Below are 26,313 nucleotides of genomic sequence, written 5' to 3'. Positions count from 1 at the left end.
GCTGGTCGCCTGCTTCAAATAATGCGTGAGAACTTCGCGCGGTCGCGGTCGGCCTGCAGGTAGCGGTCAAACACCATGGCCACGGCGCGCACGAAGAACCAGCCGCTGGCCGTGACCTGGATGCCAGCTTCGTCCAGCAGCACCAGGCCCGCTTCGGCCAGTTTGCGCAACTGCTCGAGCTCGGTGGCGAAGTAGCGTCGGAAGTCCAGCAGCCAGGCCAACTCGATCGATTCAAACAATACCTGGCCCTGGCACATCAGCGCCATGATCACGGCCTGGCGGGCCAGGTCGTCCCGGCTCAGCGCCAGCCCACGCGCCACGGGCAATCGCCCTTGGTCCAGATGATCGCAATATTCCCCCATCGTCTTGGCGTTCTGGCTGTAAGTGGCGCCAATGCAGCCGATGGCCGAGATGCCCAGGCCAATCAGGTCGTAGTCGGGCTGAGTGTTGTAGCCCTGGAAATTACGATGCAGCCGCCCCTGGCGCTTGGCCACGGCCAGTGCGTCGTTGGGCAGCGCGAAGTGGTCCATGCCGACGTAGGTATAGCCGGCGCTCAGGAACGCCGAGAGCGACTGCGACAGCATGACCACCTTGACCGCAGCGCCGGGCAACTCTGCCGACACGATGCGCCGCTGCGGCTTGAAACGCTCCGGCAGATGCGCATAGGCGTACAGCGCAATGCGGTCGGGCCGCAGCTGTTGCACCTGGGCCAGCGTGCGCGCGAACGATTCCGGCGTCTGCCGCGGCAGGCCGTAGATCAGGTCCACGTTGACCGAGTCAAAGCCGATCGCCCTCGCCTGCTCCATCAGCCTGAATACCCGGTCGGCCGGCTGGATGCGGTGCACGGCTTTCTGCACCTCGGGATCAAAGTCCTGCACCCCGAGGCTGATCCGGTTGAAGCCCAGTTCGGCCAGCGCGGCCAGGCGCACGCCGTCTACCATGCGCGGATCAATTTCGATCGAGCATTCGCTGCCTGGTGCCAGCTCGAAGCTACGCTGCAGCATGGTCATCAGTTCCTTGAGCTCATCGTCGGACAGAAAGGTAGGGGTGCCACCGCCCAGATGCAACTGCGAGACCGTCTGGCCAGGGCCGAGTTGGGCCACGTGCAGGTCCACCTCGCGCTGGAGGTAGCGCAGGTAAGCCGCCGCCCGGCTGTGCTGCTTTGTGATGATCTTGTTGCAGGCGCAGTAGTAGCACAGCGATTCGCAAAACGGGATGTGCACATACAGCGATAGCGGCAGCGCCAGAGCTGCCGGTCCAGTCCGACGCTGGGCCAACGCCTGCTCGTAGTCGGCTGCCGTGAACGCTTCGACGAAGCGGTCGGCCGTCGGGTAGGAGGTGTACCGAGGACCGGGAATGTCGAATCGGCGCAGCAGGTCGGGCGAAACAGTAATCATGAAACAGAGTGTGCAGCGTCCTGTGGCCCGCCGGTTTGATCTGGATCAGAAGAATCCCGGCCAACCCTCAGGCAAGAGTCACTGCGTCTTGCGCGGCGCGTGGTGCCCCGTCACGGCCATGACCTCCAGCGCGGCCCCCAACCCGATCGGCACCGCCAGCTTCCGGATCTTCTTGAAGAGAGGCCGGTATTCCCCATCGGGTTCGTGACCGACGAGCGGATCACGGTTTTGCTGGAAGGCCGCGTCGAGTTCCGCCCAGTCCGCCTCGGTAAGAACACGTTCGGCCAGCGGCAACACCTGTGTTTCCTCAATACGCATGTGCTCAAGATAGAAGTCGACATACTTCTGCATGGATGTTTCGAAGCGCCGGCGCCGTTCTTCTCCCTGCGAAGTCTCGCCCATCATCTCGAAGCCGAGCAAATCATGTTCGAGGTCACGGATGGATCGTTCACCGCACGCATGCTCATGGTCCAGGCGGTCCAGCACCTCGGCTGCTTCGGCGCTGCGCGCGCGAAGTTTCGGAAACAGCAACGCGCTTTCCTTGGGGTGATGGAGGCGCTCTGGAAACTCGTCGACATAAAACAGCATGGCGCGCAGTACACTGAAGTCGGGCAGAGTACTGCGGCGACGGTGCTCGGATAGCAGCAAAACAATCGAGCGAAGCATGGCCGACAGGGCGCGATGTTCGGCGCAAATGATGTTGGACGCGAGGTGCAGCATGGCAGATTCCCTCAAGGCATCAACACAGTCGATCGGGACTACGATGCTTGTATCATGATCCATCACCCCCCGGCCTTGAATGACATAGATCAAGAACGGCCGCGATTGCGAGGCTGGCCTTGGACGCCTGATGCCGAACACCTAGGCGCGAACTGGCAAGACAACGTAGGAGTTGACTCCTTTTGTTGGTTCGGCTCTCACGCTGGACATGCTCCCGTGCCCCCCCGATCCGGCACTCTACGTACAAGCTGATATCGCTGCTTTCAAAGGCGTTGCCGTGGAGCCGAGTGGAGTGTCGAGGCATATATAACCTCTATGGAATGATTTCTTTCATAGGCATTTTGCAGCTCGGCCGTCCCCCTTCCGTCAAGCCAGATCAAGCCGCAGGCAAGGCGTGCGCAGCACCTTTACTTGCGAAATATCAAAGACATGCCCGGGTCAACTGCATAGAGTTGAATCTGCATCGCATCTCGCGGCGCGTGTTACTTCAATTCAAGGAGAACCAAAATATGAAGACGGACTCCGACATTGAGCTGGATGTCAAACTCGCTGCCGAGCACAAACGCAGCGATTCCGAAATCGCGCAAGCCGCAGCCTCTGCCTTGCGTTGGAGCTCACTCGTTCCTGACGAGCGGGTAAAAGTCGAGATCGAAGACGGCTGGGTAACCCTGACCGGCGAGGTCGACTGGGGCTACCAGCTTGCCAGCGCCGAGCAGAGCATCCGCCCGCTCGTTGGCGTACGCGGTCTGACCAACCGCATCACCATCAAGCCCCGTGCCAGCTCCAAGGATATCGGCGCCGAGATCACCGCGGCGCTCACGCGACAGGCAGCGCGCGAAGCCAAGCACATCGACATCGAGGTCACTGGTGGCGTCGTCACGAGCAGGGGCAAGGTGCACTCGCTGGCGGAGCATAAGGCAGCCATTGGCATCGCCTTCGCGGCACAGGGGGTTTCGCGCGTGGTGGACAAGCTCGAGGTCGGCACCTAGCCGTAACCGGACACATTTTCCCGTCGTTTCTTCAACCAACCCAGGAGACCATCATGACAACTCATCTGCGTGTACTCGAACCCGGCTTCAGCGACACCTTCGAATCAGCCCTGCGCCGATTCTTCGCTCCGGTTCAGTTCGAGCTCAATCCCCAGGCCCTCCAAATGCGCCTGGACATCTCTGAAAAAAATGGCAGCTACGTGGCCAAAGTCGACCTGCCTGGTGTCAAAAAAGAAGACATCAACGTGCGCATCGACGGCAACTTCGTGCAGATCGACGCCGAGGTCAAGCAGGAAAAGGAAACCAAGGGAAGCGATGACAAAGTGCTGCGCAGCGAGCGCTACTATGGCAGCGTGTCGCGCACCTTCAGCCTGCCCCAGGACGTGGACGATGCCAAGGCCCAGGCAACATACGCCGAGGGCGTGCTGACGCTGGAGCTGCCGAAAAAGGCTACCGCTGCTTCCAAGAAACTGACGGTGCGATAGTCGTTTTCCACTGATCGCCCCTGTCGACAGCAGCAGCCCATCCGCAGTGAGCGATGGGCTGTTGTACTTTTGGCGAGCCGCGCGATTGCTGCGGTTGCGTTGCGCCCACATGTTTCCCTCCCGGAACCCATCCTAGCGTTCGGAATAAAGCAGGTAACGGTAGGCGGATTGCGCAAGAATGCATGTCGCACCCCAGGATACAGTTCCGTGAGCGGAACACCGGGATGCGGCGCGAGCCGCGCCACGATATCGGGGTAGGGAATCAGGGCCACATTGTTGGCGGCCCGCCGGTCAAAGCCAAAAGCCTTGAGGTCGGACCTACGGGTTTGGAGGGCGACGATTTTCTCTGCCGCCGCCTGGGCTTGCTCGAAGCTCGTGAACGGCGAGGACGTGTCGCTACTGACCCCGTGGCAGCAGCGATGAGCAGCCACTAAGTGCCGTGCGGAAAAGCAACAGAAGAAATCGCCGTTTACCCATATGATCCACTTTGCCCATCAAGTGAGAACGGCGGCTTGATCCACATTAACGCAGCCGGCGAATGCCACCCCTGTACGCCCGAACCCGACCAAACGCCGGCATGCGGCGCGGCCCGGTTCAGGAGTTCGCCTCGTCCAGCCGCACCAGCAGCACGGGCATCGTGCTGCTGCGCACCACCCGTTCGGCCTCGCTGCCCAAGGTCAGGCGGCTGAAGCCGCGGCGGCCATGGGTGCCCATTACGATCAGGCCGCACCCGGCCTTTTTGGCTTCGTCGATGATGACATCGGCAATACGCCCCTGCGTCACCTCGCGCAGCAAGGTGTCCGCCTGCACACCGGCATCGGCTGCGGCTCGCTTGGCCTTGGTGAGCACGTCTTCTCCGTACCGGCGAAGGTCATTCAGCATCTCCTGGTAGCTGGTCACTGACGACATCTCCACAAGCATCGGAAAATTGTCCGCTACATGCAGCAGGGATAACTGTGCCCTTTGCTCGGCGGCAAGGCCGATGGCTTCACGCAAGCCACGTTCGGCCGTAACGCTGCCATCGAGAGGAACGAGAATTCTGTGGTACATGGTGGGTTCCTTCAAGGCCGGTCCAGGAGAGTGCCCGCCGCCGGCCACCCGGGCGGACGGTTAAATTCTGTATCCCGGATGAATGCGTGCACTTGAGATATCTCAACCCCACGTCAGGAAGTCATGCAGCCATATCCCCTCGCACCAGCGTATGCGCTCCCATCTATGCTTTTGCCCGCTTCGCAAGACAGGTCGGCGCAAAAGCTGTGCGGCTTGCCCGTTGATCTGCATCAATGGCATGGACCGGCAGACGCTTATGCTCTTATGCTGTAGGTGAGGAATATCCGTTCGCAACCACATGACGACCACATGGGCAAACCTATGGGAAAGGCATCGAAATGAGTCACACCCTTCCCAAGGTCATGTCCCATGTGTTGTGGCCGATCTATATCCCTGTCGCGGTGCTGTTGATCGAACCACCGGGGCCACGCCGGCGGGCGCTGATCGCGCTGGTGGGTACCGGGGTCGCGGTGGGCGCCTTCCTGCTGTACCACCTGGTCGACTACCCGGTGAGCTCGCAGCTGGTGGGGCAACACATCCAGTACGTCTCGCCGCCGCATTTTCTGGCTATGGTGTCGACCCTGTACCTAGTGTCCACCACGCTCGGCCTCATGCTGTCCACGCACCCGAAAGCGAAGATCTTCGGCGCCCTGACTCTGTTGTCCTTTGCCGTCGCCTACGGCTTCTACACCACCTGGTTCATTTCGGTCTGGTGCTTCTTTGCCGTCTTGTTGAGCACCGTAGTGTATTTCCGTTTTCTTCCCCGCCGCTCGCTGAGAGAGAGCTTCCCGTGAACGCTGCGCCCGGTCCGGAAGTTGGCGGCACCCAGCCTGATGGCGGCAAACCAATGGGAGAGGCTGCCGCACTGGTCAACATCCTCTCAACGGCACTGCATGCGGCACTGTTAGAAACCCACGTCTCGTGGGTGCTGCTGGCCGGCGACACCGCCTACAAGATCAAGAAGCCAGTGCGGCTACCATTTGTCGATTACGGCACGCTGCAAGCGCGAGGTCATTTCTGCGAAGAGGAGTTGCGGCTGAATCGGCGGCTGGCGCCATCGCTGTACCTGGGCATCACGCGTATCACCGGTACGCCGCAGGCGCCTGTGCTCGACGGTCCGGGGCCGGTGTTGGAGTATGCGGTGCGCATGCGACGCTTCGCACCGGGTTCGCTGTTCAGCGAGCGACTCGCCGCAGGCACTCTGCGCGCCGACGACGTCGACCGGCTGGCCGCACTGCTTGCCGACTTTCATGCGCGCGCGCCGCACGCCGAAGCTGCGAGCGATTTCGCCAGCGCCGAACGTCGGCGCGCCGGTGTCATGGCGGCGCTCGAAGGCGTGCGATCGCTGGCGAGCAAGACCGAGCTGGCCGCGCTGCGGGCTTGGCTCGAAGCCGAGGCCACCGCGCTGGCGCCATTGTGGATGTCCCGCAAGGAGAACGGCCGCGTGCGCGAATGCCATGGCGACCTGCACCTCGCCAATGTGGTGAGCCTCAATAGCGACGTGGTGGTCTTCGACTGCATCGAGTTCGACCCGGCGCTGCGCTGGATTGACATGCTTGACGACGCGGCGTTCGTCATCATGGACTTTATCGCCCAGGGCCGGCGCGACTTCGCGTTCCGATTCATCAACGAGTGGCTCGATCGCACTGGCGACCATGCGGGCCTGCCGGCGCTGCGTTTTTCGATCGTCTACCGCTCGCTGGTGCGGGCACAGGTGGAACTCTTGCGCCATGCGCAGGACGGCGCCCGGCGCTATCTGCAGACGGCGCTGGCCTGGATCTACCGGCGCGACGCGCAGCTCTTTATTACCCACGGCCTGCCGGGTTCGGGCAAGACCTTCGCTGCGCAACGCCTTCTGGAGCAGGAAGGCGCGATCCGGCTGCGTTCGGATGTCGAGCGCAAGCGCCTGTTCGGGCTCGGCATGCTCGAGGATTCGCGCGCCAGCGGGCTAAACCTGTACGGCGCCGACACCACCACGCGCACCTACGAGCACCTGTTCGGGACGGCGCGCATCGCGCTGCAGGCAGGCTACCCGGTGATCCTCGACGCCGCGTTCCTGCGCCGCATGGAACGGGCCCAGGCCTTCGCGCTCGCACGCTCGCTCGACGTGCGGTTCTTCATCATCGACTGCAAGGCGCCGCTGCCGGTGCTGCGCGAGCGCCTGCTGGCCCGCCGGGGCGATCCATCCGAGGCCGATCTCCCTGTGCTTGAGCGCCTGCGCACAACCACCGATCCGCTTGACGGCGACGAGCTTGCTTTTGTTCTCGCCATGCCTGGCAACGTGTTCCGTTGATGCTTTCGCAACCCCCACCTCGCTAAAGCCAGTGCCCGCCTTGAGTTTTGTCAAGGCGGGACATACTCGCCTACGCTACAGTGGCTGGAACGCCCTCCAGCCATGCAAACCCTGCCAAATCATCCCACGCCCAGCAAGCTGCGCCTGCGGCGGCTGGGTATCGACACCTACCAGGAGCCGGTGCTGTTCATGCACCGCGACTGCCGTGTCTGCCACTCGGAAGGCTTCGAGGCGCAATCGCGGGTGGAGCTGGCGCTGGGTGAGCGCATCATTGTCGCCACGCTGAACGTGGTGTCTGGCGACTTTCTCGCGCCCGACGAGGCCGGCCTGTCCGAAGCGGCGTGGCGTCTGCTCAAGGCGCAAGAGGGCGACATGGTCTCGCTGCGCCACCCCTCGCCGCTCGAATCGCTGGGTCATGTGCGCGCCAAGGTCTATGGACGGCACCTCACCCAGGCGGCCATCACGGACGTGATTGAAGATGTGGCCGCCGGTCGCTATTCGGACCTGCAATTGGCGGCCTTTGTCACCGCCTGTGCCGGCGACCGACTGGACCTGGAAGAAACCGTCTCGCTTACCCGCGCGATGGTCGCCGTCGGCGAGCGGATTGACTGGGGCGAAGGCCTGGTCATGGACAAGCACAGCGTGGGAGGGCTGCCGGGCAACCGCACAACCATGGTGATTGTGCCCATCGTGGCGGCTTGCGGGCTACGAATGCCCAAAACCTCATCGCGCGCCATCACCTCCCCCGCCGGTACGGCCGAAACCATGGAAACACTGGCGCCGGTGGACCTGGATGTGGCGCAGATCCGCCGGGTGGTGGAACGCACCGGCGGCTGCATTGTCTGGGGTGGCGCGGTGCGCCTGAGCCCGGCGGACGACATCCTGATACGGGTGGAACGCCCGCTGGACCTGGACAGCCAGGGTCAGCTGGTGGCTTCTATTCTGTCCAAGAAGGTGGCCGCGGGCTCTACCCACGTGCTGATCGACATGCCCGTGGGGCCCACCGCCAAGGTTCGTAGCGTGCAAGCAGCGGAGTTGCTGGGCCGGCTGCTTAACCAGGTGGGCCAGACCCTGGGACTGCAGGTGCGCGTGGTGCAGACTGACGGCCTGGCCCCGGTGGGCCGGGGCATCGGCCCCGCGCTGGAGGCACGCGACGTACTGGCCGTGCTGCGCAACCAGGCCGACGCGCCGGCCGACCTGACCAAGCGCTCGCTGCTGTTGGCCGGCGAAATTCTCGAGTTCGGTGGCGCCACGCCGGCCGGTGGCGGACTGGCGCTGGCCAGCGCCGTCCTGGCCGATGGGCGGGCCTGGCGCAAGTTCCAGGATATCTGCGCGGCTCAGGGCGGCCTTCGCGAGCCGCCCGTAGCTGCCCACCTGCAGGCGGTGTATGCGCTACGTAGCGGCAGCGTTCTCGCCATCGACAACCGGCGCCTGGCCCGCATCGCCAAACTGGCCGGTGCTCCGGAGGCGGCTTGCGCGGGCATCGACCTGCATGTTCGGCCGGGTGAGTTCGTCGAGCGCGGCCAGCCGCTGTTCACGCTGCACGCCGCCACGCCGGGTGAGCTGGCCTATGCGCTGGAATATGTGGCCTCGCAGGCCGAGACGGTGCATGTGCAGGAGGATGCCTGATGCTGATCGTCGCCCTTCCCGGTGAGGCCCGGCTCGCGGGCAGGCTGGCTCGCCTGCTGTGCTGCGACTGGAGCGCGCTGTGGCAGCACCGCTTTCCCGATGGGGAAACCCTGGTGCGCATTGACGCGCCGGTGCAGGGCCGCTGCGTCGTGCTGGCCGGCAGCCTGCACCAGCCCGACGGCAAGACCCTGCCCCTACTGTTTGCCGCCGATGCGGCACGCGACCTGGGTGCAGCGCAAGTCGGCCTGGTGGCGCCCTACCTGGCCTACATGCGGCAGGACCACCGCTTTAACCCGGGCGAGGCGATCACTTCGCGTAGCTATGCACGGCTGCTGTCGGCATCGATTGATTTCCTGGTCACGGTCGACCCGCACCTGCATCGCTGGCGCAATCTGGGCGAGATCTATCCGATTCGCACGCAGGCGGTCGCGGCAGCACCCATGATCGCGCGCTGGCTGCGAAGTCACGTCGACCGCCCGCTAGTGATCGGGCCTGACCAGGAAAGCGCGCAATGGGTTGCCGAGGTGGCCAGGCTGACGGATGCCCCCTGGACGGTGCTGAGCAAGACCCGCCTGGGCGACCGCGATGTACGCGTCACGCTGGCCGATGATGGCCCCTGGCTCGGCAGGACGCCGGTGCTGCTGGACGACATCATCTCCACCGGCCAGACACTCCTGGCCGCCGCCGCGACCTTGATGCAAGCCGGCATGCCCGCACCCCTGTGCATCGGGGTGCATGCCCTTTTTGACAGCGGCGCACTGCAACGGCTACAGGACGCGGGCGTGACACGCGTGGTGACCTGCGATACGATTTCTCACGCCTCCAATGCCATCCGCCTTGCGCCGCTGCTGGTCAGGGCCGTGCTCGCCGTCTCAAACCACAGTACACAGGGCAAGCCGCCGTGACGTCCAAACAGGTCCTGCTGATCCAGGGTCACCCCGACGCGTCCGCTCACCACCTGTGCCATGCGCTGGCCGCGGCCTACACCAGCGGCGCGCATGAAGGCGGCCACAGCGTGCGCTCGCTCAATGTGGCGGAACTCGACTTTCCGTTGCTGCGCAGCCAGAAAGCCTGGGAGGAAGACGGGCCACCCGATGGACTACAGCAGGCGCAGGACGACATCCGCTGGGCCCAGCACATCGTGCTGTTCTTCCCGCTGTGGCAAGGAGACATGCCCGCGCTCCTGAAGGGTTTTCTGGAACAGGTGGTCCGGCCCGGCTTTGCCTTTGAACGCGAGGGCGGCAGCACCGCCTTCTCGAAAAAGGGGCTGACAGGCCGCTCGGCCCGCGTCGTGGTCACGATGGGCATGCCCGCCCTGCTCTACCGCTGGTACTTCCGCGCACACAGCGTCAAGTCGCTGGAACGCAACATTCTGGGTTTTGCCGGCATAGCACCGATGCATGAGACGCTGATCGGGATGGTGGGCAATTTCAAGGCAGACGATGGGGAGCGGTGGCTGGGAAAGCTGCGGCGACTGGGACTAAAAGCGCAGTGATGCATGTCACTGAGGTTCACCAATGAACCAAAGTCGGGCCATGCCCGTAACACGCACCGGGAGCTCAAATCGGGTGATGGAGCAGACCGGCAAATTTGAGGACCCGTCCGTCCGGGACGCTGACGAAGTAGCCGGGGCTTTCTGGGCAAACCTCGACAGCGGGCTGACGTCGCAGGAAGCCGCACGTCGGCTTTCGGAAAGCGGCCCCAACGAATTGCGCGCAGCCCCACGCGCACCCGCCTGGCGCCGCATCCTGGCACACTTCCAGGATCCGCTGATCTACCTGTTGCTGGCCGCCATTGCCATCTCGCTCATCGCCTGGGCGATCGACGGCTGGGTCGGCTGGCCCGTCGACGCGATCGTGATCGCGGCCATCGTCGTCCTCAACGGCGTTCTGGGTTATGTGCAGGAAGCGAAGGCCCAGGATGCCGTGGCTGCGCTGGCCCGGATGACCGCGGTGACCTCGGCGGTCGTGCGTGACGGGCAGGTGCTGCGGGTGCCGAGTGCCGAACTGGTGCCCGGGGACTTGCTGGTGCTCGGCGAAGGTGACGCCGTCGGAGCGGATGGGCGCCTGGTGCTGGCCACATCGCTGCGTGTACAGGAAGCCTCGCTGACGGGCGAGAGCGAGGCGGTGCTCAAGGATGCGGCCACCTTGCGCGAACCGGCCACCCTCGGCGACCGGCTCGATATGGTCTTCAAGGGCACCGCCATCGCGCAGGGCAGCGGCCGGGCCGTGGTGACGGCGACCGGCATGGACACGCAGGTGGGCGCCATCGCCGAAATGCTCAAGGCGACCACCCAGGAACAGACGCCATTGCAAAAGGAAGTCGCCCGCATCGGGCGCATGCTGGGCATCGCGGTGATCATCATTGCCCTGGTGGTGGTCGCAACCGTTCTGCTGCTGTCGGAAATCCACAACGCGGCCGATGTCATTGATGTGTTGCTGCTGGGTGTCGCCCTGGCCGTGGCGGCCGTGCCCGAAGGGCTGCCGGCGATCCTGTCGGTGGTGCTCGCCCTGGGGGTTCAGCGGATGGCCAGGCACCACGCGATCGTCAAGAGCCTCTCGTCAGTGGAAACGCTGGGCTGCGCCTCGGTCATCTGCTCGGACAAGACCGGCACGCTGACCCGCTCGGAGATGACCATCGAACGGGTCATGACCGCTTCCGGCGGAACCCGTATCACCGGGGTGGGATACGCTCCCCACGGCCAGGTGGAACACGAGGGCGCCAGGCTCGGCGCCGGTGCGCTGCATGCCGAGCACGTGGTGGTGCTCAGCGGAGGCAGCCTGGCCGGCAACGCAGACCTGCGCCAAAGCGAGGACGGTGCCTGGGAGATCCACGGCGACCCCACCGAAGCGGCCTTTCTGGTGGCCGAGCGCAAGCTGGGCCATGCCGAAATGCGCGCGCGGCGCGAGCAGCGTTTCGAGCGCATTGGCGACATCCCGTTCACGTCCGAGCGCAAGATGATGTCGACGATAGCGCTCGATCACGAACGCGGCGACGCGGTCGTCGTGGTCACCAAGGGCGCGCCGGACGTCCTGCTGGGGAGGTGCAGCCGGGCACGGGTGGGGATGGAGTCGGTCGAACTCGACGACGCGCTGCGGGCGAAGATTCTGGCCGACGTCGACACGCTGTCCGATGCCGCGCTGCGCACGCTGGCCGTGGCCTACCGCCCCCTCGGCCCGGACGAGGACCCGCAGGCCACGGACACCCTGGAGCGCGACCTCATCTTCGTCGGCACCGTGGGCATGATAGACCCGCCGCGTGAGGAGGCTGCGCAGGCCATTGCCGAAGCGCAGCGCGCCGGCATCCGGATCATCATGATCACCGGCGACCACCCGCGCACCGCGGCCCGCATTGCCGCAGACCTGGGCATCGTCGATGCCGGCGCCGCGGCACTGACGGGCGCCGAGCTCGATGCGCTCGACGATGCGGGGTTCGCGGAGGCGGTGCGCAAGACGTCGGTCTACGCCCGGGTCGCGCCCGCGCACAAGCTGCGCATCGTCGACGCGCTGCAGGCCCGTGGAGACATCGTCGCGATGACGGGCGACGGCGTCAACGACGCGCCGGCGCTCAAATCGGCGGACATCGGCATCGCGATGGGCATGACCGGAACCGAGGTAACCAAGGAGGCGGCCAAGATGATCCTTGCCGACGACAACTTCGCGACCATCATTGAGGCGGTGCGCGAAGGTCGCGGCATCTTCGACAACATCCGCAAGTTCCTGCGTTACCTGTTGTCCTCGAACATGGGCGAGGTGCTGACGGTGTTCCTCGGTGTGGTCGGGGCAGGCGTGATCGGACTGACGGGCACGCAGACCGCCGGCGGCGGCGCGGTGGTGCTGCCGCTGCTGGCCACACAGATCCTGTGGCTCAATCTGATCACCGACTCCTGGCCGGCACTGGCGATGGGCGTGGACCCGCCAACCGACGGCGTCATGGCCCGCAAGCCGCGCCGGCTGAGTGCGCGGGTGATCGACGCCCGCATGTGGGCGGGGGTGCTCCAGATCGGTGTGGTGGTGGCCATGGTGACCCTGCTGACCATGGACATGTACCTGCCGGGAGGGCTGATCGAAGGCACACAAGACCTCGCCACCGCACGCACCGCGGGCTTCACGGTGCTGGTGTTCGCCCACCTGTTCAACTGCTTCAACGCCCGCTCCGACACCACGAGCGCGTTCACCCGCCTGTTCGTCAACCCCTGGCTGTGGGGCGCGGTTGCCCTGTCGGCGCTGCTGCAGGCGGCGGTTGTCAACCTCGACGTTCTCAATCTCGCCTTCGGCACCGTGCCGCTGACGCTCCATCAGTGGCTGGTCTGCGCGGCGATGGGCAGCGTCGTGCTGTGGTTCAGCGAACTGCGCAAACTGGTGGGTCGCGCAGTGGGGCGACGAGCTGGCGCCGGGGGCGCCCCATGAATTAACAGCACCGGGCGTTTGTTCGATCTGTCTGACAATATCGACTCCGCGACGATCAACCGGATCCTTCCCTTGGAACTCCTATCCCCCGTCATGTCCACCGTGTCAGCCCTGGCTGCGCACTTGCGGCCGGCGCTTTGATCGGCCTCGAACGCGGCTGGCGCGAGCGCGAGCGCGCTGAGGGGAGCCGCGTCGCAGGATTGCGAACGTTCGCGCTGTTCGGCCTGCTGGGCGGCGTGCTCGGCGTCCTGAGCGAGACCTTAGCCCCCTGGCCATCCTCGCCGTAGTGTCCTATCGCGAGAACGTTCATGCCCATGGCAGCTTGAGCGCGACCACCGCTGTCGCCGCGCTGCTGACGTACTCGCTCGGTGCGCTGGCCGGCGCAGACCATGCTGCCATCACGGTCGGCACGGCAGTCGTCATCGCGGTGCTGCTCGATCTCAAGCCCACGCTGCACCGCTGGCTGCGGCTCGTGGAGCACAGCGAACTCGGCGCGGCGCTACAGCTGCTCGTGCTGTCGGTCGTCATCCTGCCGCTGCTGCCGGATGCCGGCTACGGCCCCTATGCCGCGCTGAACCCTTATCGTCTGTGGTGGGCGGTGGTCCTGATTGCCGGCATGTCCCTGTGCGGCCATGTCGCGATGCGGTTCACCGGCCCCCAGCGCGGAATCTTCTGGACCGGCTTGCTCGGCGGCCTGGCCTCCTCGACCGCAGCCACGCTCATGCTCGCCAGGCGTGCCCGGGCGGAACCGGCGCTCACCGATGCCGCAGCGGCCTGCACATTGGCCGCGTGCGGCATGATGTTCCTGCGCATAACGGTGATCGTGTTCACGCTCCAGCCTGCACTCGGGCGGCCGCTCGGGGTTCCCATGGTGGCTGCAGGCGCCGCCCTTCTCGGCCTGGCCGCGTGGCAGCGAAAGCGCGGCACGTCTGGCGCTGTCGCGTCGGAGGGCGATCCTATCGCGCCCTTCGGCCTGAGCACCGCGCTCGGCTTCGGCGCGTTTCTCGGCCTGATGGCGGTGCTGACCCAGGCCAGCAAAGCGTGGTTGGGCAACCCCGGCCTGTATGCGCTGGCCACACTGTCGGGGCTGGCCGATGTCGACGCCGTCATCATCAGCGTGATGAAAATGCAGGCGGCAGGCAGCCTGGCGGTGACCGCCACCGTGGCTGCCGTGGGCCTCGCGACCGCAGCCAACATGGTGGCGAAGGCCTGCATTGCCGCCGTGATCGGCGGGATGCCGCTCGGTCACCCTGTCGCAGCCAGTTATGGCCTTTCGATTGCTGCCGGCTCGGCGGCCGCCGTCCTCATGACGCTGGGGTGAGTGAGCCGGAGTTCAAAACTGCCAGCGGAAGACCCGTGGTGCAGCTTCGCCCTGGCGCGCCAGCTTCAGCTCAATCGCCGTGGGCCAGGGCGCGGTCATCGCAAACTCGAGCAGACCCTCACGATGATGTCCGCCGGGCGCAGCCCCCGTCCAGGCCAGCGGCCTGATCTCGCGGCCATCGGCTGTGACCAGCGTTGCGGTCGTCACGAGGTCATCGTTGAGGTCGCTGCTGTGGGTGTCGAGCACGATGGCGAATTGCCAGCGCGCGTTGCCGGCGCCGACCACCCTGGGCGTGACCTTCACCGTCACACCTTGCTGGACCGATGTCTGGGTTGCTGCCGGCGCACCATCTTGCGCAAACGCGCTGAACGCCGCAGCCGTCAAGGGCAGCAAAAGCAACAGGACGAGCAGGTTCTTCGCGGGAATGCAACGCCATGCCAAAGAAACGATTGCCATGTTGTGCTCCTTGTTCATACCGTCTTGAACGACGCAGCGCTCGCCGAATCCTTCACCATGCGCGTCACGCACCAGTCCGCGTAAACGGTGCCCAGCAGTCTGCCGAGCCAGCGTCCCGGAAAACCGGACGGCAGGTTGTAGTCGATCCAGACGCGCAGCCGGGTCTTCCCTTCCCTGGGCGCCAGTTCAAAACCCATCCGGTACGGGCCAATCATCAGCAAGTGCGGTTCGCCCCGGGTTTCCCAGGTTTTCAGGACAGGGGGGTGTACTCGCTCACCACCTCTTCAACACTTAGCGCAATGCCCAGAACCCGTCCTTCCAGGCGTATCCATGAGCCGACGGCCTGGCCCTGCTGGCTATCGGTCGTGATTTTCATCGCGGAGCCGGCCATCATCAGCGACGGCTTTTCCATGTGCGCCGCCAGCCGCCGGTGATCATCCAGAAAGGCAAACAGGTCCTGGGGGCTGGCCGCAATACCGGCTGTTGCCTCCCGATGGAACTGAAAGCGCGGACTCACAACCGGCTCCGCCGCAGGCGCAGCGCGTTGCCGATCACTGAGACCGAGCTGAAACTCATGGCCAGCGCGGCGATCATCGGCGACAGCAGCCAGCCGGTCATCGGGTACAGCACACCGGCAGCGATGGGAATACCCGCCGCGTTGTACAGGAAGGCAAACATCAGGTTCTGCTTCATGTTGCCCACGGTGGCTTCCGACAGCGAACGCGCGATGGCGATTCCGCGCAAATCACCCTTGACCAGCGTGACCTGTGCGCTGTTCATCGCCACGTCGGTGCCGGTTCCCATGGCCACGCCGACATCGGCCTGGGCCAGCGCAGGCGCATCGTTGATGCCGTCCCCCGCCATCGCCACCACCCGGCCTTCCTTCTGCAGGCGTTCGACCAGCCGCAATTTGTCGGCCGGCTTGACCTCGCCATGCACCTCGTCAATGCCCAGGCGCACGCCGACAGCTCTGGCCGTGGTCAGGCCGTCGCCGGTGGCCATCACGATGCGCAGTCCGGCCGCTTTCAACGCTGCCAAGGCCTCGGGCGTGCTGGACTTGACCGGATCGGAAACGGCCAGCAGACCGATCAGGCGTCCATCGGCGGCGAGGTGCATGACGCTGGCACCTTCTGCGCGCATGGCCTCGGCCTGCGGCACCAGGCTATCAACCGGGATACCCATTTGCTGCATCAGGACGGTATTGCCGAGCGCCATTTGACGCCCGGTCACCTGCCCGCGCACCCCAATTCCGGAGCTGGATTCAAAGTTGTCCGCCTTGTCCAGCGCCAAGCCACGCTCGCGGGCCGCAGTCACGATGGCGTCGGCCAGCGGGTGCTCGCTGCCCTGGTCCAGGCTCGCTGCGAGGCGCAGCACTTCTTCAGCATCAATTCCGGGGGCCGGGATGGCGCGGTCGAACCGCGGGCGTCCCTCGGTCAGGGTGCCGGTCTTGTCGATGATGAGCGTATCGATCTTGCGCAGGTTCTCGATGGCCGCCGCATCGCGGAACAGCACGCCCCGCGTCGCGCCAAGACCCGTGGCCACCATGATGGACATCGGCGTGGCCAGGCCCAGGGCGCACGGGCAGGCGATGATCAGCACCGCGACGGCGTTGATCAGGCCGAAGACCCAGCGCGGCTCGGGCCCGAACAGCCCCCAGCCGAAGAACGTGAGCAGTGCAACCACCACCACCGAGACCACGAAATAGCCGGCCACCACGTCGGCCATGCGCTGCATCGGGGCTTTGGAACGCTGGGCCTGCGCGACCATATGGACGATTTGCGCCAGCATGGTGGCCGCGCCCACCCGCTCGGACCGCATCACCATGGCTCCGCTGGTGTTGAGGGTTGCACCGATGACCTTGTCACCCACACGCTTGGTGACCGGCATCGGCTCGCCGGTGAGCATCGACTCGTCCACCGCACTGCCGCCTTCGACCACCACGCCATCGACGGGCACTTTCTCGCCGGGTCGGACGCGCAGCAGGTCGCCGACATGGACGTGGTTCAAGGGCACATCCTCCTCGCTCCCGTCGATCCGGATGCGCCGGGCGGTCTTGGGTGCCAGGCCCAGCAGGGACCTGATCGCGGCCGAGGTTTGCGAGCGGGCCTTGAGCTCCAGCACCTGGCCCAGCAGCGTCAGCGAGATGATCACGGCAGCCGCTTCAAAATACACGGCAACCCGGCCCATGGACACGAACGAGGCCGGAAACACCTGGGGTGCGACGGTCGCGACCACGCTGTAGGCGAAGGCGGCACCGGTTCCCAGGCCGATCAGCGTCCACATGTTGGGACTGCTATTCACTACCGACTGCCAGCCACGCTGGAAGAACGGCCAGCCGGCCCACAGCACGATAGGCAGGGACAGGACAAACTCGATCCAGCTTTGCACAGCCATGTCAAACCAGTTCAGCCTGTGGCCGAACATCGCCATCAGCGTCACAACCCCGGTCAGCGGCAGCGTCCACCAGAAGCGCCGCTGGAAATCGACGAGCTCCGCGTTCTCGCCGTCCTCGGGTTCGGGCAACAAGGCTTCAAGCGTCATCCCGCACTTTGGGCAATTGCCGGGATGGTCCTGGCGTACCTCCGGGTGCATCGGGCAGGTGTAAATCGTGCCAGCGGGGGCCGGCGTCTCCTGTTCAGGCGCCGACTTCGAGGAGACGAATCGAGCCGGGTCCGCACTGAACTTGTTCTTGCAGTACGCGCTGCAGAAGTAATAGAGCCGGCCGTCATGCTCGTGCCAATGCGCGGACCGCTCGGTAACAGGCATGCCACAAACCGGGTCTGTCAGGGGTGTTGAGGCAGCGGCTCCTGCCCCATGCGCATGGCGCACAGCAGTGCGCCTGCTATCTGCTGGTTCAGGAGGCATGGGTTCCGGCGAACGTTGGGATTGCGTGTGAGAATTCATGTCAATACCTGAAACTCATCACATCGCCTGACCGGTATCCTGATCCAGAATCACCTTGCGTTTTTCATATTCTTCCGTGCTGATTTCGCCGTTCGCCAGGCGACGGCGCAGCACCTCGTGGGGCGTCTCACGCCCCCTTCCCCGGCGCATGGGTGATCCGCCCCGGCCCCAGAAGACCAAGGCAATCACCACCGCAATCCAGAAAAACCACCACAGGGCGTGCATGCCCATCATGTATTCGTAAGCCATATAGACCCTTTGGTTGTCACAGGCTCAGCCTGCGGTTGAAGTTTGACCCCAACGAGGAAAGAACCGGGGTGTCCGCCGGGCGTAGCTCTCATAGGCATCGCCGAATTGCGCACGCATTTCCGCTTCTTCAGTGATCGCCAGACGCCCGTACATGGCCAGCAGAATCGGGAACATCACCAGCGTGAGCAAGGTGGGCCACTGGAACAGAAAGCCCAGCATGATCAACACAAAGGCAAGGTACTGCGGATGCCGGATTCGTGCGTACGGGCCGGTGGTCGCCAGTGCGCCGCGGCGCTGGGCGTGATACAGCACATTCCATGCGCTGGACAGCAGCCAGAAACCGCCTCCGAGAAAGACATAGCTGGCGATGTGCAGCGGTCCGAAGTGCGGATCACCTTTCGCGCCCAGCAGCGTCGACCACAGGTGACCAGCGTCATGGGACAGGATGTCGAGATTCGGGTACCTGGTCTGGAGCCAGCCCGACAACAGGTAGAGGGTCAGCGGGAATCCGTACATCTCGACAAACAGGGCCACGATGAATGCCGAAAATGCCCCGAAGCTTCGCCAGTCGCGCGTCGTGGCCGGCTTGAAGAAGCTGAAGGCAAACAGGATGAAGATGGCCGAGTTGAGGATGACCAGCAGCCACAGCCCGTAGGCCGGTTGATCGTGGCTCATGATGGTTCTCCCTGATTCGGTTGGTCTGGTTTTCCTGGCCCGGCTCCGGGTCGGTGATGACCATGCCCGTGATGCATGAAGAGGTGTATCAGCGGGCACGCCAGCAGCAGCAAATACGGCAGCGCCCCGAACACGTGGGCACGGTGTTCTCTCAGCAGGAAATACGCGGCAATGGCGCCCAGCGCGAGCAGGCCGATGGCGTAGCGCGAACGCCAGAAGCCCCGGGGCTCAACGTCATGCCGGTCATGGTCCTGGTCGTGGTTCATTTGTTTCTCCGGAAATGCAAGGCGATCAACGCGTCAGGTGGTTGAGCACCCAGGCGAAGAACGCTCCGGCAAGCAGGGCCCACGCACTGAGCACAAAAAGCACCGCCAGGAACCCGGCCCAGGCGAAGGGCCGCTGTTGCACCAAGGGGCTGAAGTCCATGCCGTGGAACAGGTTGTTGATGAGCCCCAGGAACGGGCCGGGTGCCAGCGCCCAGGCCAGCGCGCACAGGGCATAAAACACCCCGACCGTGATGGCCAGCGCAATGCCTGCGCGAAGGGGTGGCAGGAGAGTCTGGTTCATGGTGACCCCGCCTTCATTTGGTGGCCGGAGCTGGCAGGCAGTCCATCATCATCTGCATCATGGACTGCATCATGTCCATGCGCTTTTCCATCATCTGCTGGCGCTCGTTCATGGTGCCCGACATGGGTTTGCCGCCCTGCATGCCGCTCATGCCTGGGCCGCCCATCATGTTCATCATTGCCATGCCCTCCTGCATGGCTTTCATGTGCTCGGCCATCAGCGCGTTGCGCTCTTCCGGCGTTTTGGCGTTGACCATCTTTTCGTGCATCTCGCGCATGGCTTTCATCTGGCTGTCCATGGCAGCCATGTGGTCGACGCTGCCTGGCCTGGCTGGCGGAGCGGCTTGCTTGGTAGAAGCTTGGCTGACGACAGCAGTGTTCGGGTGATGTTGCGTGTGTTCCCCAGCGGTTTGGGCCAATGAGCCGGTGGAGGCTGCAGCAAAAGCGACGGTCAGTATGGTGTGACGAAGGTGTGACATGATCAATCCAATCTTAAAAGTTAAGGTGAAGAACAAAAAAGGCCGCACCGATTTGTGTTTCATGCCGATGCGTCTCTCAATGCACGCGCATCTCGAAGGCGCGCGTCAGGCCGTCCAGGTCGATGATGCGGATGTGGCGCTTGTCCACTTCGAGCAGGTGCTGCCGCTGGAAAGCCGAAAAGGTGCGGCTGACGGTTTCCAGCTTCATGCCCAGGTAGCTTCCGATTTCGGCGCGGGACATCCTCAGGTGGAATTCACCGGCCGAGTAGCCGCGGGCCCTCAGGCGTTGCGACAGGTTTAGCAAGAAGGCCGCCAGCCGCTCCTCGGCGTTCATGCTGCCCAGCAACATCATGAGGCTGTGCTCGCGCACAATCTCGCGGCTCATCAGGCGGCTGACAAGGTTCTGCATGCTGGAGTTGCCCGCCGCCAGTTCGGTGAGGTGAGCATAAGGAATGGCACAGACCTCGTTATCCTCCAGGGCCGTTGCGCTGCTGGCGTGTTTGCCGTGGGCAACGCCGTCCAGGCCCATCAGCTCCCCCGCCATGTGAAAGCCGCTGACTTGCTCTCGGCCATCCGCCAGCGTGAGGCTGGACTTGAAAGTGCCGCTGCGCACGGCATAGACGAACAGGAAACTGTCGCCCTCGCGGTAGAGCGTCTGGCCGGCCTTGACCTTGCGCCGACCGAACATCAGGCTGTCCAGCCGCTCTACGTCGCTACCAGTCATGCCGCAAGGCAGGCACAGATCGCGCAGGTGGCATGTGGAGCACAGCGTCTTTAACGGCGGGACCGGCGCGCTGCCCATGGTCTGGCGCACGGGCATGAACCGGACCGGACTGACGGGAGTTTCGAGTGTGGCGGTAGACATGGACTTCTCCTTGCGGCGGTGGCATTCACTGGGTGGCGTGCTGTGAAGCTTTCACAACGGCCTGCGTGAGTTGATCGAATTCGGTGTTCTTGTCGAGGAAACGTTCGGCGCCCTCGCCGAGGTAGCGCTTGCGGTAGGCTGGGCCCGAGTTGTTGCTGAAAATCACGAAAGCGATCCTTGGCGCGGCCTGGCGGACAGCGCGCAGAACCTGCAGGCCGGTGCCTCCTTGCAGTTGAGTGTCAAGCACCACTACATCGGGCTGGGCGGACAGGATGCCATCGATCGATCCCTGCGGCGTTTCGGCCTGGCCGACGATGTTCACCGCACTGGCATCGAGCATGGCGGCCACGCGCTCCCGGATCAGGGCCGAGTCGTCAGCGAGAAAAACTCTCACAGGGGCATGGCGTTCAGGCATGCCTTTACTATGGCCGCGATCGCGCCGAACCGACATCGGCGCCGGCTGAATCCACCCCTCAGACAAGTCCGGATCGGCGCTTCCATTGCGCCGACAGTGCCTAGGAGTTATCCGAGCCGGCGAGCCAAGCTTTCAGACCGGATCGGCCCTGTGTGCCCCCGGTTTCACCACACAGCCAGCTGCGATGCGGTGTCCGTGATGGTAAAGCGCGCGACGTGCCCATGCTCACTGCGCGCTTGATCGATATCAACAACACCGGGGCGCGCAGGTACAACACTTCATCAATTTCAGCAATTTCAGCAATTAGCCCAGGAGCAGCATCATGTACAAGCGAATTCTGGTTCCCGTGGATGGCAGTCAGACGTCCAACAAGGCCCTTCTTGCAGCCCTTCAGGTGGCCCGAAATTCCGGCGGCTGGGTACGACTGGTCCATGTGCTGGACGAACTTACCTCCCTCCGCGGCGATGCCCCATACGGCGGCTATTTGGGCGAACTCATCAGGGTCATGCGGGAAGCCGGGACCAAAGTGCGCGACGACGCGATGGCGATCTCGCAGGCCGCCGGCGTGGAGGGCCGACAGCACGCTGTACGACCGCTTCGATGAGCGGCTGGGCGAAGCGGTGGCTGGCTCAGCCGAGCGCTGGAACGCCGACCTGACCGTTGTCGGAACCCATGGCCGGCTCGGATAACTCCTAGGCACTGTCGGCGCAATGGAAGCGCCGATCCGGACTTGTCTGAGGGATGGATTCAGCCACTGCCGATGTCGGTTCGGCGCGATCGCGGCCATAGTAAAGGCATGCCTGAACGCCATGCTCCTGTGAGAGTTGTTCTCGCCGACGACGCATCGCGTTATCTGGAGACATGAAATGAACCACTCGATGCCTACCCACTACGAGCTGCGGTTCCAATCACTGTTTTGCAGCGGCCGGGGCTACGCCTTCCCCTGCGATCCGCAAGGCCATGTCGACCTCGCCAACCTGAGTAAACGGGCACGCGACAACTATCTCTATGCCCGCACCGTGGTCGGCCGCGAGTTTGCGTGGCCGACGGTGCAGCTAAGCGCGCTGCACTGAATGAAGCGCCATGAAGGCACAACACTTGTTTGTTGTGGCGTTCCTGGCCGCGGCGGCCCTGCGCGATCGCTCCAGCCGTAAAAGCGTGTGCTGCGGCAACATCGGAAAGCGTTCACGCGGGCCCTGTGGCGCACTGCACCCTTGAGTCACTCGGTGCCACCGTGGCCAACCGCAGTGCCAGCGTCGTGGAAATCAGCACAATCAGTTCGTGGGCACGCAGTGGCAGCGACGATCCGGAACCCGAATTCGCACCCTCAGACAGCTTCGGTGACCGGCTGGCGTGGCCGCTATCGGCAGGCTTGGCGCGCAGCGAGGTACGCGATCTTGCTTCCGGGTTCATCTTCACGTCCGATGGCTATGTCATCAGCAGCGCGCATGTCCTGTCGGGTCGCAGCCATCGGTTCGCCGTTTGGTTTTCCCGGATCGGTGAGCGCAGGCATTATCGGTGAGCGCAGGCATTGTCAGTGCGAAAAACCGCCTTCATACAAACTGACGTCGCCATTAATCCCAGCAGCTCAGGCAGCCCGCTTTTCAACGCCAGCGGCGAGGTGGCCGGTCTTAACTCACTGATCTGCAGCGGCAGTGGTGGCTACATGAATGTGTCATTTTCCATGCCAATCAACCTCGCCGTTGACATTGCACGGCCCTTGCGCCCACAGGGCCGAGTACGGCGGGCTTACCTGGGGGCGCAGCTGCAGGAGATGCCCCCCGCGCTCGCGAAATCCTTCGGGGTGCTGGTCGTGCCGGTCGCGCCGGGAGGACCTGCGGAGCAAGCCTGGCTGATGCGCGGGGACACCTTCGCCGAAAAACGTGCCGTTGACCGTGTCGCCTTCCAGGCTATCACCACAGTCTCTCCCATTACCGGCGGCACAGCCGTGTAAGGCAGGATAATGGCCGGTTTGCCGCTGATCGCCATCACGGTCTCGGCAAAATCGGCCGGCACGTCCGTGGATTTCAGGTCCGAGGGATCCGCCCGCTGAGCACAAAACGCCTTGGGGCAGACTTAGGGCTCCAGCGGGTCGGTCAAGCCGTGCTTGAGTGCGTAGCGGATCAACTCGCTCTGGTTTTGCAGTCCCATTTTCTGCATCAAGTTGGCCTTGTGGGTGCTGACGGTCTTGACCGAGAGGTTGAGTCGAGCTGCGATGTCCGTGACCGATACGCCGGTCACCAGCAGGTGAAACACCTCGAATTCGCGGTTGGACAGGCTCTCATGCGGCGATGCCTCACTGCCAGGCATGGCGCCCAGGGCCAGTTGCTCGGCAACTTCTGCGCTGATAAAGGCGCCACCCGCGGCGATTTTGCGGATGGCCTGCTCCAGTTGCGCGGGAGCGCTTTCCTTGGTCAGATAGCCGCTGGCCCCGGACTTGATGGCGCGCACGGCGTACTGCAGTTCCTGGTGCATGCTCAGCACGAGAATGCGCAGCCTCGGCTTCTCGGCGCGAACCAGCTTGATCAGTTCCATGCCGCTGCGCCCCGGCATGGACAAGTCCAGCATCAGCACGTCGAATGTGACTTCACGCACCCGCTGCATGACTTCGTTGCCGTCAGCCGCTTCGCCGGCCACTTCCATGTCGGCCACCGAAGAGACAATGCGTTTTAGACCTTCGCGCACGATAGCGTGGTCATCGGCAATCACGATCCTGATCAATCCGTTGCTCCCTCTTCATGCACGGGAATCCGCACATCGATGCGCGTCCCCTGCCCCAGTTGGCTGTCGATGTCAATGGTCCCCTTTAGCAACTGCGCCCGCTCGCGCAGGCCCATCAGGCCTAGGGAATGGGGCTTGCGCGGCGCGGTAACTGCAAAGCCTCTGCCGTTGTCACGGACCCGCAGCATGACTGCATCCGGTGTCCGGTTGATCTTTACCTCGACTTGTGACGCCTGGGCGTGCTTGGCCACGTTGGCCAGCGATTCCTGAACGATGCGAAACACCGCCGTGGCATAGGGCTCCTGAAGTTCCAGCTCCTCGTCAGCAGAGAGTGTGCAGACCACGCCCGTGCGCTGGCTGAAGTTGTGGACCAGCCACTCGATGGCCGGCACCAGGCCCAGGTCGTCGAGCAGCAACGGCCGCAGGTCGGCCGAAATGCGCCGCGTGGCGGCCACGGTGGTGTCGAGCATGGCGAGCATTTCACTGAGTTTGGCCGCAACGGCCTGCGCGCCGTCCGGCAGGTTGTCGCGTACCCATATCGTGTCCATCTTGAGTGCAGTGAGTGACTGCGCCAGTTCGTCATGCAGTTCCCGCGCGATGCGGGTTTTCTCGCTTTCCCGGATGGCATGGGCTTCGGAGGCGAAAGCGCTCAGTTCTTCCTGGGCACGCACCCGCTCGGTCACGTCGCGAAGGATCACGGTGAACAGTTTGCCGTGGGATGTATCGAGCTGGGAGATCGATGCGTCCATCTGGAACTCCTCGCCGTTGGCGCGGCAGCCGTGAACCACCGAGGAGCCGCCCATGCGCCGCGAAGTGACGCCGGTGGAGCCGAAGCGCTTGACGTGGTTCTCATGGACGGCCTGGAAGCGCTTGGGAATGAGCCGGGCCAGGGGCTGGCCCAGCATTTGTGCCGTCGGCCAACCGAAGATTTTTTCGGCCGCCCGGTTGTACAGAACAATGCGCTGCTCTTCGTCCACCGTGATGATCGCGTCCATGGCCGAGTCGAGCAAGCCGGCGAATCGAGCGGCAACACCGGCCAGTGCGCGCCTGTCTGTGCGGCGTTGGACAGCTTCGCGGCCGGCATGGACGAGCGCGAGCGCCGCAGTGCCGGCCGCCAGCGCCACGGCCGTTGCAAACGCCGGGCCGGAGCGCCAGCCCACGGCCAGAAACAGGCATGCCAATAGCACCAGTGCGGCCGCCACCGCCAGGGCGAGCGCCACCGAACTCGGCGGTGGCGCAGCCTCGTTTGCGTGTTCAAGAAGAGAAAACGGCACGGTTCTTTCTTTTGGAGCGATGTAGTGATCTTACAGCCCAAGCCGGCCAGGGTCTTCCTGAAACTGGCGAAAGCGGCGGGCATGTCGCCGCTGTCTTGCAGGCGCAGGCGGGAACAGGTGCAAAGTGCCGGGCCTGCTGGGCAGTCCTGCGGGAAGAAGATGGGACGGGCCGTGATGCATCGCTCATGTCGTCGCCCGCCATGGAATTCGCCTGCCGCGCAGTTGACCTGGATCAATCCCGGGCTGCCGCCGCTCCCCTAGACTGGCAGTCATCACACGAGAGAAAACCAGCCATGTACCAACGCATCCTTGTCGCCACCGATGGATCCGTGCTCTCAAAGAAAGCCGTTCACAGCGCGATCGAGCTGGCCGCCGCTATTAATGCCGACTTGGTGGCGCTCTACGTCGTGCCGCGCTACCCGGTAAGCTACTTCGAGGGCGGCATTTCGGTCTCGTCCCAGGACGTCGGCCGCATCGAAAAGCAGTGGGCCGACAAGGGCCAGGCCGTGGTCGATGCGGTGCGGCAGGCAGCCCAGGCTGAAGGCGTGAAGACCAAGGCTGTGATCGCACATGCAGACTTGGTGGCCGAGTCCATCATGGCCGCCGCGAAGAAGCACAAATGCGACCTCGTCGTCATGGCCTCCCACGGCCACAAAGGCATCAAGCGCGTGCTGCTGGGGAGCGAAACCCAACATGTCCTGACCCACAGCAGCATTCCCGTGCTGGTGTTGCGCTGAACCAGTTCATACCAAGGAGAAAAAATGAAAGTCCTGTTCGCCGCTGACGGCAGCAAGTTCACCAAGAAGGCCTTGGCCTTTCTGGTTACCCACGAGAGCCTGGCTGGTCCCGAGGACGAAGTGGTCGTGCTGAATGCCCAGCCGCCAGTTTCCGGGCGCGTCAAGACCATGATTGGCGCCGCCACTGTCAACGCTTACCATCGCGGTGAGGCTAAGAGGGTGTTGGACCCCATCGAGCGCTTCCTCAAGCGTCACAACTTGCAGTTTCGTACGTCCTGGGTCGTCGGCCCACCGGCGGCCGAAGTGGTGCGCGCTGCCCAGCGTGAAAAGGCGCACCTGATTGTCATGGGCACCCATGGCTACGGCCCTATCGGTCGCGTTCTCATGGGCAGCGTGGCCCAGCGCGTGCTCAGCGACTGCGACGTCCCGGTACTGCTGGTCAAATAAGCCGATTGGCGGCAATGGCAATGGCAATGCCAGCTGTTGGTCGTATTCAGTCTGTAGCCCATGGGCAGATCACGCCCCAGAGTGGACGCTCGCAATGAATAACTGCCTGGATTGGCCATCTGCAAGCATGGCGCAGCGTGTTCTGACATGGCTGGATGAAAAATTGAGCACGGCAATTGATGCAAGTCAAAGTGTTTGACCGCTTTTTGGGGGAAAATTGCACTGTGCTTCC

General features: G+C 63.9%; 32 protein-coding genes. 16 read left to right on the top strand and 16 right to left on the bottom strand.

The genetic code is table 11. The features are described from left to right. Window positions 1-14 precede the first annotated feature (14 nt). Together hemN and V6M61_RS02430 are read right to left on the bottom strand one after the other, a co-directional pair. Window positions 15-1,397, bottom strand: a complete 1,383-nt coding sequence (gene hemN / locus V6M61_RS02435; RefSeq protein ID WP_332774966.1) for an oxygen-independent coproporphyrinogen III oxidase — start codon at window positions 1,395-1,397, stop codon at window positions 15-17. A gap of 78 nt (window positions 1,398-1,475) precedes the next feature. Next, window positions 1,476-2,117 carry a hemerythrin domain-containing protein gene (locus V6M61_RS02430; RefSeq protein WP_332774965.1) on the bottom strand — a complete coding sequence of 214 codons (642 nt, stop codon included), beginning with the start codon at window positions 2,115-2,117 and terminating at the stop codon, window positions 1,476-1,478. A 509-nt stretch (window positions 2,118-2,626) separates the two neighbouring features. Between V6M61_RS02430 and V6M61_RS02425 the strand changes: the two genes are divergently transcribed. Together V6M61_RS02425 and V6M61_RS02420 are read left to right on the top strand one after the other, a co-directional pair. Then, window positions 2,627-3,106 carry a BON domain-containing protein gene (locus V6M61_RS02425; RefSeq protein WP_332774964.1) on the top strand — a complete coding sequence of 160 codons (480 nt, stop codon included), beginning with the start codon at window positions 2,627-2,629 and terminating at the stop codon, window positions 3,104-3,106. 53 nt (window positions 3,107-3,159) lie between these two features. Beyond that, entirely contained in the window at window positions 3,160-3,591 is a 432-nt protein-coding gene (locus V6M61_RS02420) for an Hsp20/alpha crystallin family protein (protein ID WP_332774963.1), read from the top strand. Window positions 3,592-4,185: 594 nt separating this feature from the next. Here V6M61_RS02420 and V6M61_RS02415 read toward each other — a convergent pair. Next, window positions 4,186-4,641, bottom strand: coding sequence for a universal stress protein (locus V6M61_RS02415; protein WP_332774962.1), 456 nt, complete (start codon window positions 4,639-4,641; stop codon window positions 4,186-4,188). A gap of 338 nt (window positions 4,642-4,979) precedes the next feature. Between V6M61_RS02415 and V6M61_RS02410 the strand changes: the two genes are divergently transcribed. The 8 genes from V6M61_RS02410 to V6M61_RS02375 all read left to right on the top strand — a co-directional run bounded on the left by V6M61_RS02410 (window position 4,980) and on the right by V6M61_RS02375 (window position 14,293). Next, window positions 4,980-5,435, top strand: a complete 456-nt coding sequence (locus V6M61_RS02410; RefSeq protein ID WP_332774961.1) for a DUF6629 family protein — start codon at window positions 4,980-4,982, stop codon at window positions 5,433-5,435. Beyond that, window positions 5,432-6,934 (top strand): bifunctional aminoglycoside phosphotransferase/ATP-binding protein, encoded by a 1,503-nt coding sequence (locus V6M61_RS02405; protein ID WP_332774960.1) that lies wholly within the window; start codon window positions 5,432-5,434, stop codon window positions 6,932-6,934. Before V6M61_RS02410 ends, V6M61_RS02405 begins: the two co-directional genes overlap by 4 nt. Before the next feature lie 102 nt (window positions 6,935-7,036). Beyond that, the gene (locus tag V6M61_RS02400) at window positions 7,037-8,563 is read left to right on the top strand and encodes a thymidine phosphorylase family protein (protein ID WP_332774959.1); all 1,527 of its coding nucleotides are present in this window, start codon (window positions 7,037-7,039) and stop codon (window positions 8,561-8,563) included. Then, window positions 8,563-9,468 carry a ribose-phosphate pyrophosphokinase gene (locus V6M61_RS02395; protein WP_332774958.1) on the top strand — a complete coding sequence of 302 codons (906 nt, stop codon included), beginning with the start codon at window positions 8,563-8,565 and terminating at the stop codon, window positions 9,466-9,468. Before V6M61_RS02400 ends, V6M61_RS02395 begins: the two co-directional genes overlap by 1 nt. Next, window positions 9,465-10,058: an NAD(P)H-dependent oxidoreductase gene (locus tag V6M61_RS02390; RefSeq protein ID WP_332774957.1), complete on the top strand. Its 594-nt coding sequence runs from the start codon at window positions 9,465-9,467 to the stop codon at window positions 10,056-10,058. The genes V6M61_RS02395 and V6M61_RS02390 overlap by 4 nt, the downstream gene beginning before the upstream one ends. A 76-nt stretch (window positions 10,059-10,134) precedes the next feature. Next, window positions 10,135-12,972 (top strand): cation-translocating P-type ATPase, encoded by a 2,838-nt coding sequence (locus V6M61_RS02385; protein ID WP_332774956.1) that lies wholly within the window; start codon window positions 10,135-10,137, stop codon window positions 12,970-12,972. Window positions 12,973-13,109: 137 nt separating this feature from the next. After that, window positions 13,110-13,259 carry an MgtC/SapB family protein gene (locus tag V6M61_RS02380; protein WP_332774955.1) on the top strand — a complete coding sequence of 50 codons (150 nt, stop codon included), beginning with the start codon at window positions 13,110-13,112 and terminating at the stop codon, window positions 13,257-13,259. A 35-nt stretch (window positions 13,260-13,294) separates the two neighbouring features. Next, the gene (locus V6M61_RS02375; RefSeq protein WP_332774954.1) at window positions 13,295-14,293 is read left to right on the top strand and encodes an MgtC/SapB family protein; all 999 of its coding nucleotides are present in this window, start codon (window positions 13,295-13,297) and stop codon (window positions 14,291-14,293) included. A 12-nt stretch (window positions 14,294-14,305) separates the two neighbouring features. Here V6M61_RS02375 and V6M61_RS02370 read toward each other — a convergent pair whose 3' ends face one another. The 11 genes from V6M61_RS02370 to V6M61_RS02320 all read right to left on the bottom strand — a co-directional run bounded on the left by V6M61_RS02370 (window position 14,306) and on the right by V6M61_RS02320 (window position 20,881). Further along, complete coding sequence (locus V6M61_RS02370; RefSeq protein WP_332774953.1) at window positions 14,306-14,749, bottom strand: hypothetical protein; 444 nt, start codon at window positions 14,747-14,749, stop codon at window positions 14,306-14,308. A 14-nt stretch (window positions 14,750-14,763) separates the two neighbouring features. Continuing rightward, the gene (locus V6M61_RS02365) at window positions 14,764-14,970 is read right to left on the bottom strand and encodes a hypothetical protein (RefSeq protein ID WP_332774952.1); all 207 of its coding nucleotides are present in this window, start codon (window positions 14,968-14,970) and stop codon (window positions 14,764-14,766) included. Window positions 14,971-14,999: 29 nt separating this feature from the next. Beyond that, window positions 15,000-15,266, bottom strand: a complete 267-nt coding sequence (locus tag V6M61_RS02360) for a hypothetical protein (RefSeq protein ID WP_332774951.1) — start codon at window positions 15,264-15,266, stop codon at window positions 15,000-15,002. Then, the gene (locus V6M61_RS02355; RefSeq protein WP_332774950.1) at window positions 15,263-17,653 is read right to left on the bottom strand and encodes a heavy metal translocating P-type ATPase; all 2,391 of its coding nucleotides are present in this window, start codon (window positions 17,651-17,653) and stop codon (window positions 15,263-15,265) included. The genes V6M61_RS02360 and V6M61_RS02355 overlap by 4 nt, the downstream gene beginning before the upstream one ends. A gap of 18 nt (window positions 17,654-17,671) precedes the next feature. Continuing rightward, window positions 17,672-17,902, bottom strand: coding sequence for an SHOCT domain-containing protein (locus tag V6M61_RS02350; RefSeq protein WP_332774949.1), 231 nt, complete (start codon window positions 17,900-17,902; stop codon window positions 17,672-17,674). Between the two features lie 24 nt (window positions 17,903-17,926). Next, window positions 17,927-18,577, bottom strand: a complete 651-nt coding sequence (locus tag V6M61_RS02345) for a methyltransferase family protein (protein ID WP_332774948.1) — start codon at window positions 18,575-18,577, stop codon at window positions 17,927-17,929. Next, on the bottom strand, window positions 18,574-18,843 hold the full coding sequence (locus V6M61_RS02340) for a DUF2933 domain-containing protein (protein ID WP_332774947.1): 270 nt from the start codon (window positions 18,841-18,843) through the stop codon (window positions 18,574-18,576). Before V6M61_RS02340 ends, V6M61_RS02345 begins: the two co-directional genes overlap by 4 nt. A 25-nt stretch (window positions 18,844-18,868) precedes the next feature. Continuing rightward, window positions 18,869-19,144, bottom strand: coding sequence for a DUF5676 family membrane protein (locus tag V6M61_RS02335; RefSeq protein ID WP_332774946.1), 276 nt, complete (start codon window positions 19,142-19,144; stop codon window positions 18,869-18,871). Window positions 19,145-19,157: 13 nt separating this feature from the next. Further along, complete coding sequence (locus tag V6M61_RS02330) at window positions 19,158-19,622, bottom strand: hypothetical protein (protein WP_332774945.1); 465 nt, start codon at window positions 19,620-19,622, stop codon at window positions 19,158-19,160. Window positions 19,623-19,698: 76 nt separating this feature from the next. After that, window positions 19,699-20,487, bottom strand: coding sequence for a helix-turn-helix domain-containing protein (locus tag V6M61_RS02325; RefSeq protein WP_332774944.1), 789 nt, complete (start codon window positions 20,485-20,487; stop codon window positions 19,699-19,701). Between the two features lie 25 nt (window positions 20,488-20,512). Beyond that, complete coding sequence (locus V6M61_RS02320) at window positions 20,513-20,881, bottom strand: response regulator (protein ID WP_332774943.1); 369 nt, start codon at window positions 20,879-20,881, stop codon at window positions 20,513-20,515. Between the two features lie 343 nt (window positions 20,882-21,224). On the opposite strand from V6M61_RS02320, the gene V6M61_RS02315 reads away from it, so the two are divergent. From V6M61_RS02315 to V6M61_RS02300, 4 genes are all read left to right on the top strand, one after another. Beyond that, on the top strand, window positions 21,225-21,506 hold the full coding sequence (locus V6M61_RS02315; protein WP_332774942.1) for a universal stress protein: 282 nt from the start codon (window positions 21,225-21,227) through the stop codon (window positions 21,504-21,506). 262 nt (window positions 21,507-21,768) lie between these two features. Beyond that, window positions 21,769-21,975, top strand: coding sequence for a hypothetical protein (locus tag V6M61_RS02310; protein ID WP_332774941.1), 207 nt, complete (start codon window positions 21,769-21,771; stop codon window positions 21,973-21,975). A gap of 161 nt (window positions 21,976-22,136) precedes the next feature. After that, window positions 22,137-22,424: a hypothetical protein gene (locus V6M61_RS02305; protein WP_332774940.1), complete on the top strand. Its 288-nt coding sequence runs from the start codon at window positions 22,137-22,139 to the stop codon at window positions 22,422-22,424. A gap of 162 nt (window positions 22,425-22,586) precedes the next feature. Further along, entirely contained in the window at window positions 22,587-22,856 is a 270-nt protein-coding gene (locus V6M61_RS02300; RefSeq protein WP_332774939.1) for a hypothetical protein, read from the top strand. Between the two features lie 122 nt (window positions 22,857-22,978). Here V6M61_RS02300 and V6M61_RS02295 read toward each other — a convergent pair whose 3' ends face one another. Then, window positions 22,979-23,623, bottom strand: a complete 645-nt coding sequence (locus tag V6M61_RS02295; protein ID WP_332774938.1) for a response regulator transcription factor — start codon at window positions 23,621-23,623, stop codon at window positions 22,979-22,981. Continuing rightward, window positions 23,620-24,897 carry a PAS domain-containing sensor histidine kinase gene (locus tag V6M61_RS02290; RefSeq protein WP_332774937.1) on the bottom strand — a complete coding sequence of 426 codons (1,278 nt, stop codon included), beginning with the start codon at window positions 24,895-24,897 and terminating at the stop codon, window positions 23,620-23,622. The genes V6M61_RS02295 and V6M61_RS02290 overlap by 4 nt, the downstream gene beginning before the upstream one ends. Window positions 24,898-25,190: 293 nt before the next feature. Between V6M61_RS02290 and V6M61_RS02285 the strand changes: the two genes are divergently transcribed. Together V6M61_RS02285 and V6M61_RS02280 are read left to right on the top strand one after the other, a co-directional pair. Then, entirely contained in the window at window positions 25,191-25,634 is a 444-nt protein-coding gene (locus tag V6M61_RS02285; RefSeq protein ID WP_332774936.1) for a universal stress protein, read from the top strand. Window positions 25,635-25,658: 24 nt separating this feature from the next. Then, window positions 25,659-26,081 (top strand): universal stress protein, encoded by a 423-nt coding sequence (locus V6M61_RS02280; protein WP_332774935.1) that lies wholly within the window; start codon window positions 25,659-25,661, stop codon window positions 26,079-26,081. The last annotated feature ends 232 nt before the right edge of the window (window positions 26,082-26,313 follow it).

Source organism: Polaromonas sp. (assembly GCF_036676035.1).
Lineage (GTDB): Bacteria > Pseudomonadota > Gammaproteobacteria > Burkholderiales > Burkholderiaceae_C > Polaromonas.
This window is presented reverse-complemented; position numbering and strand designations above follow the sequence as displayed.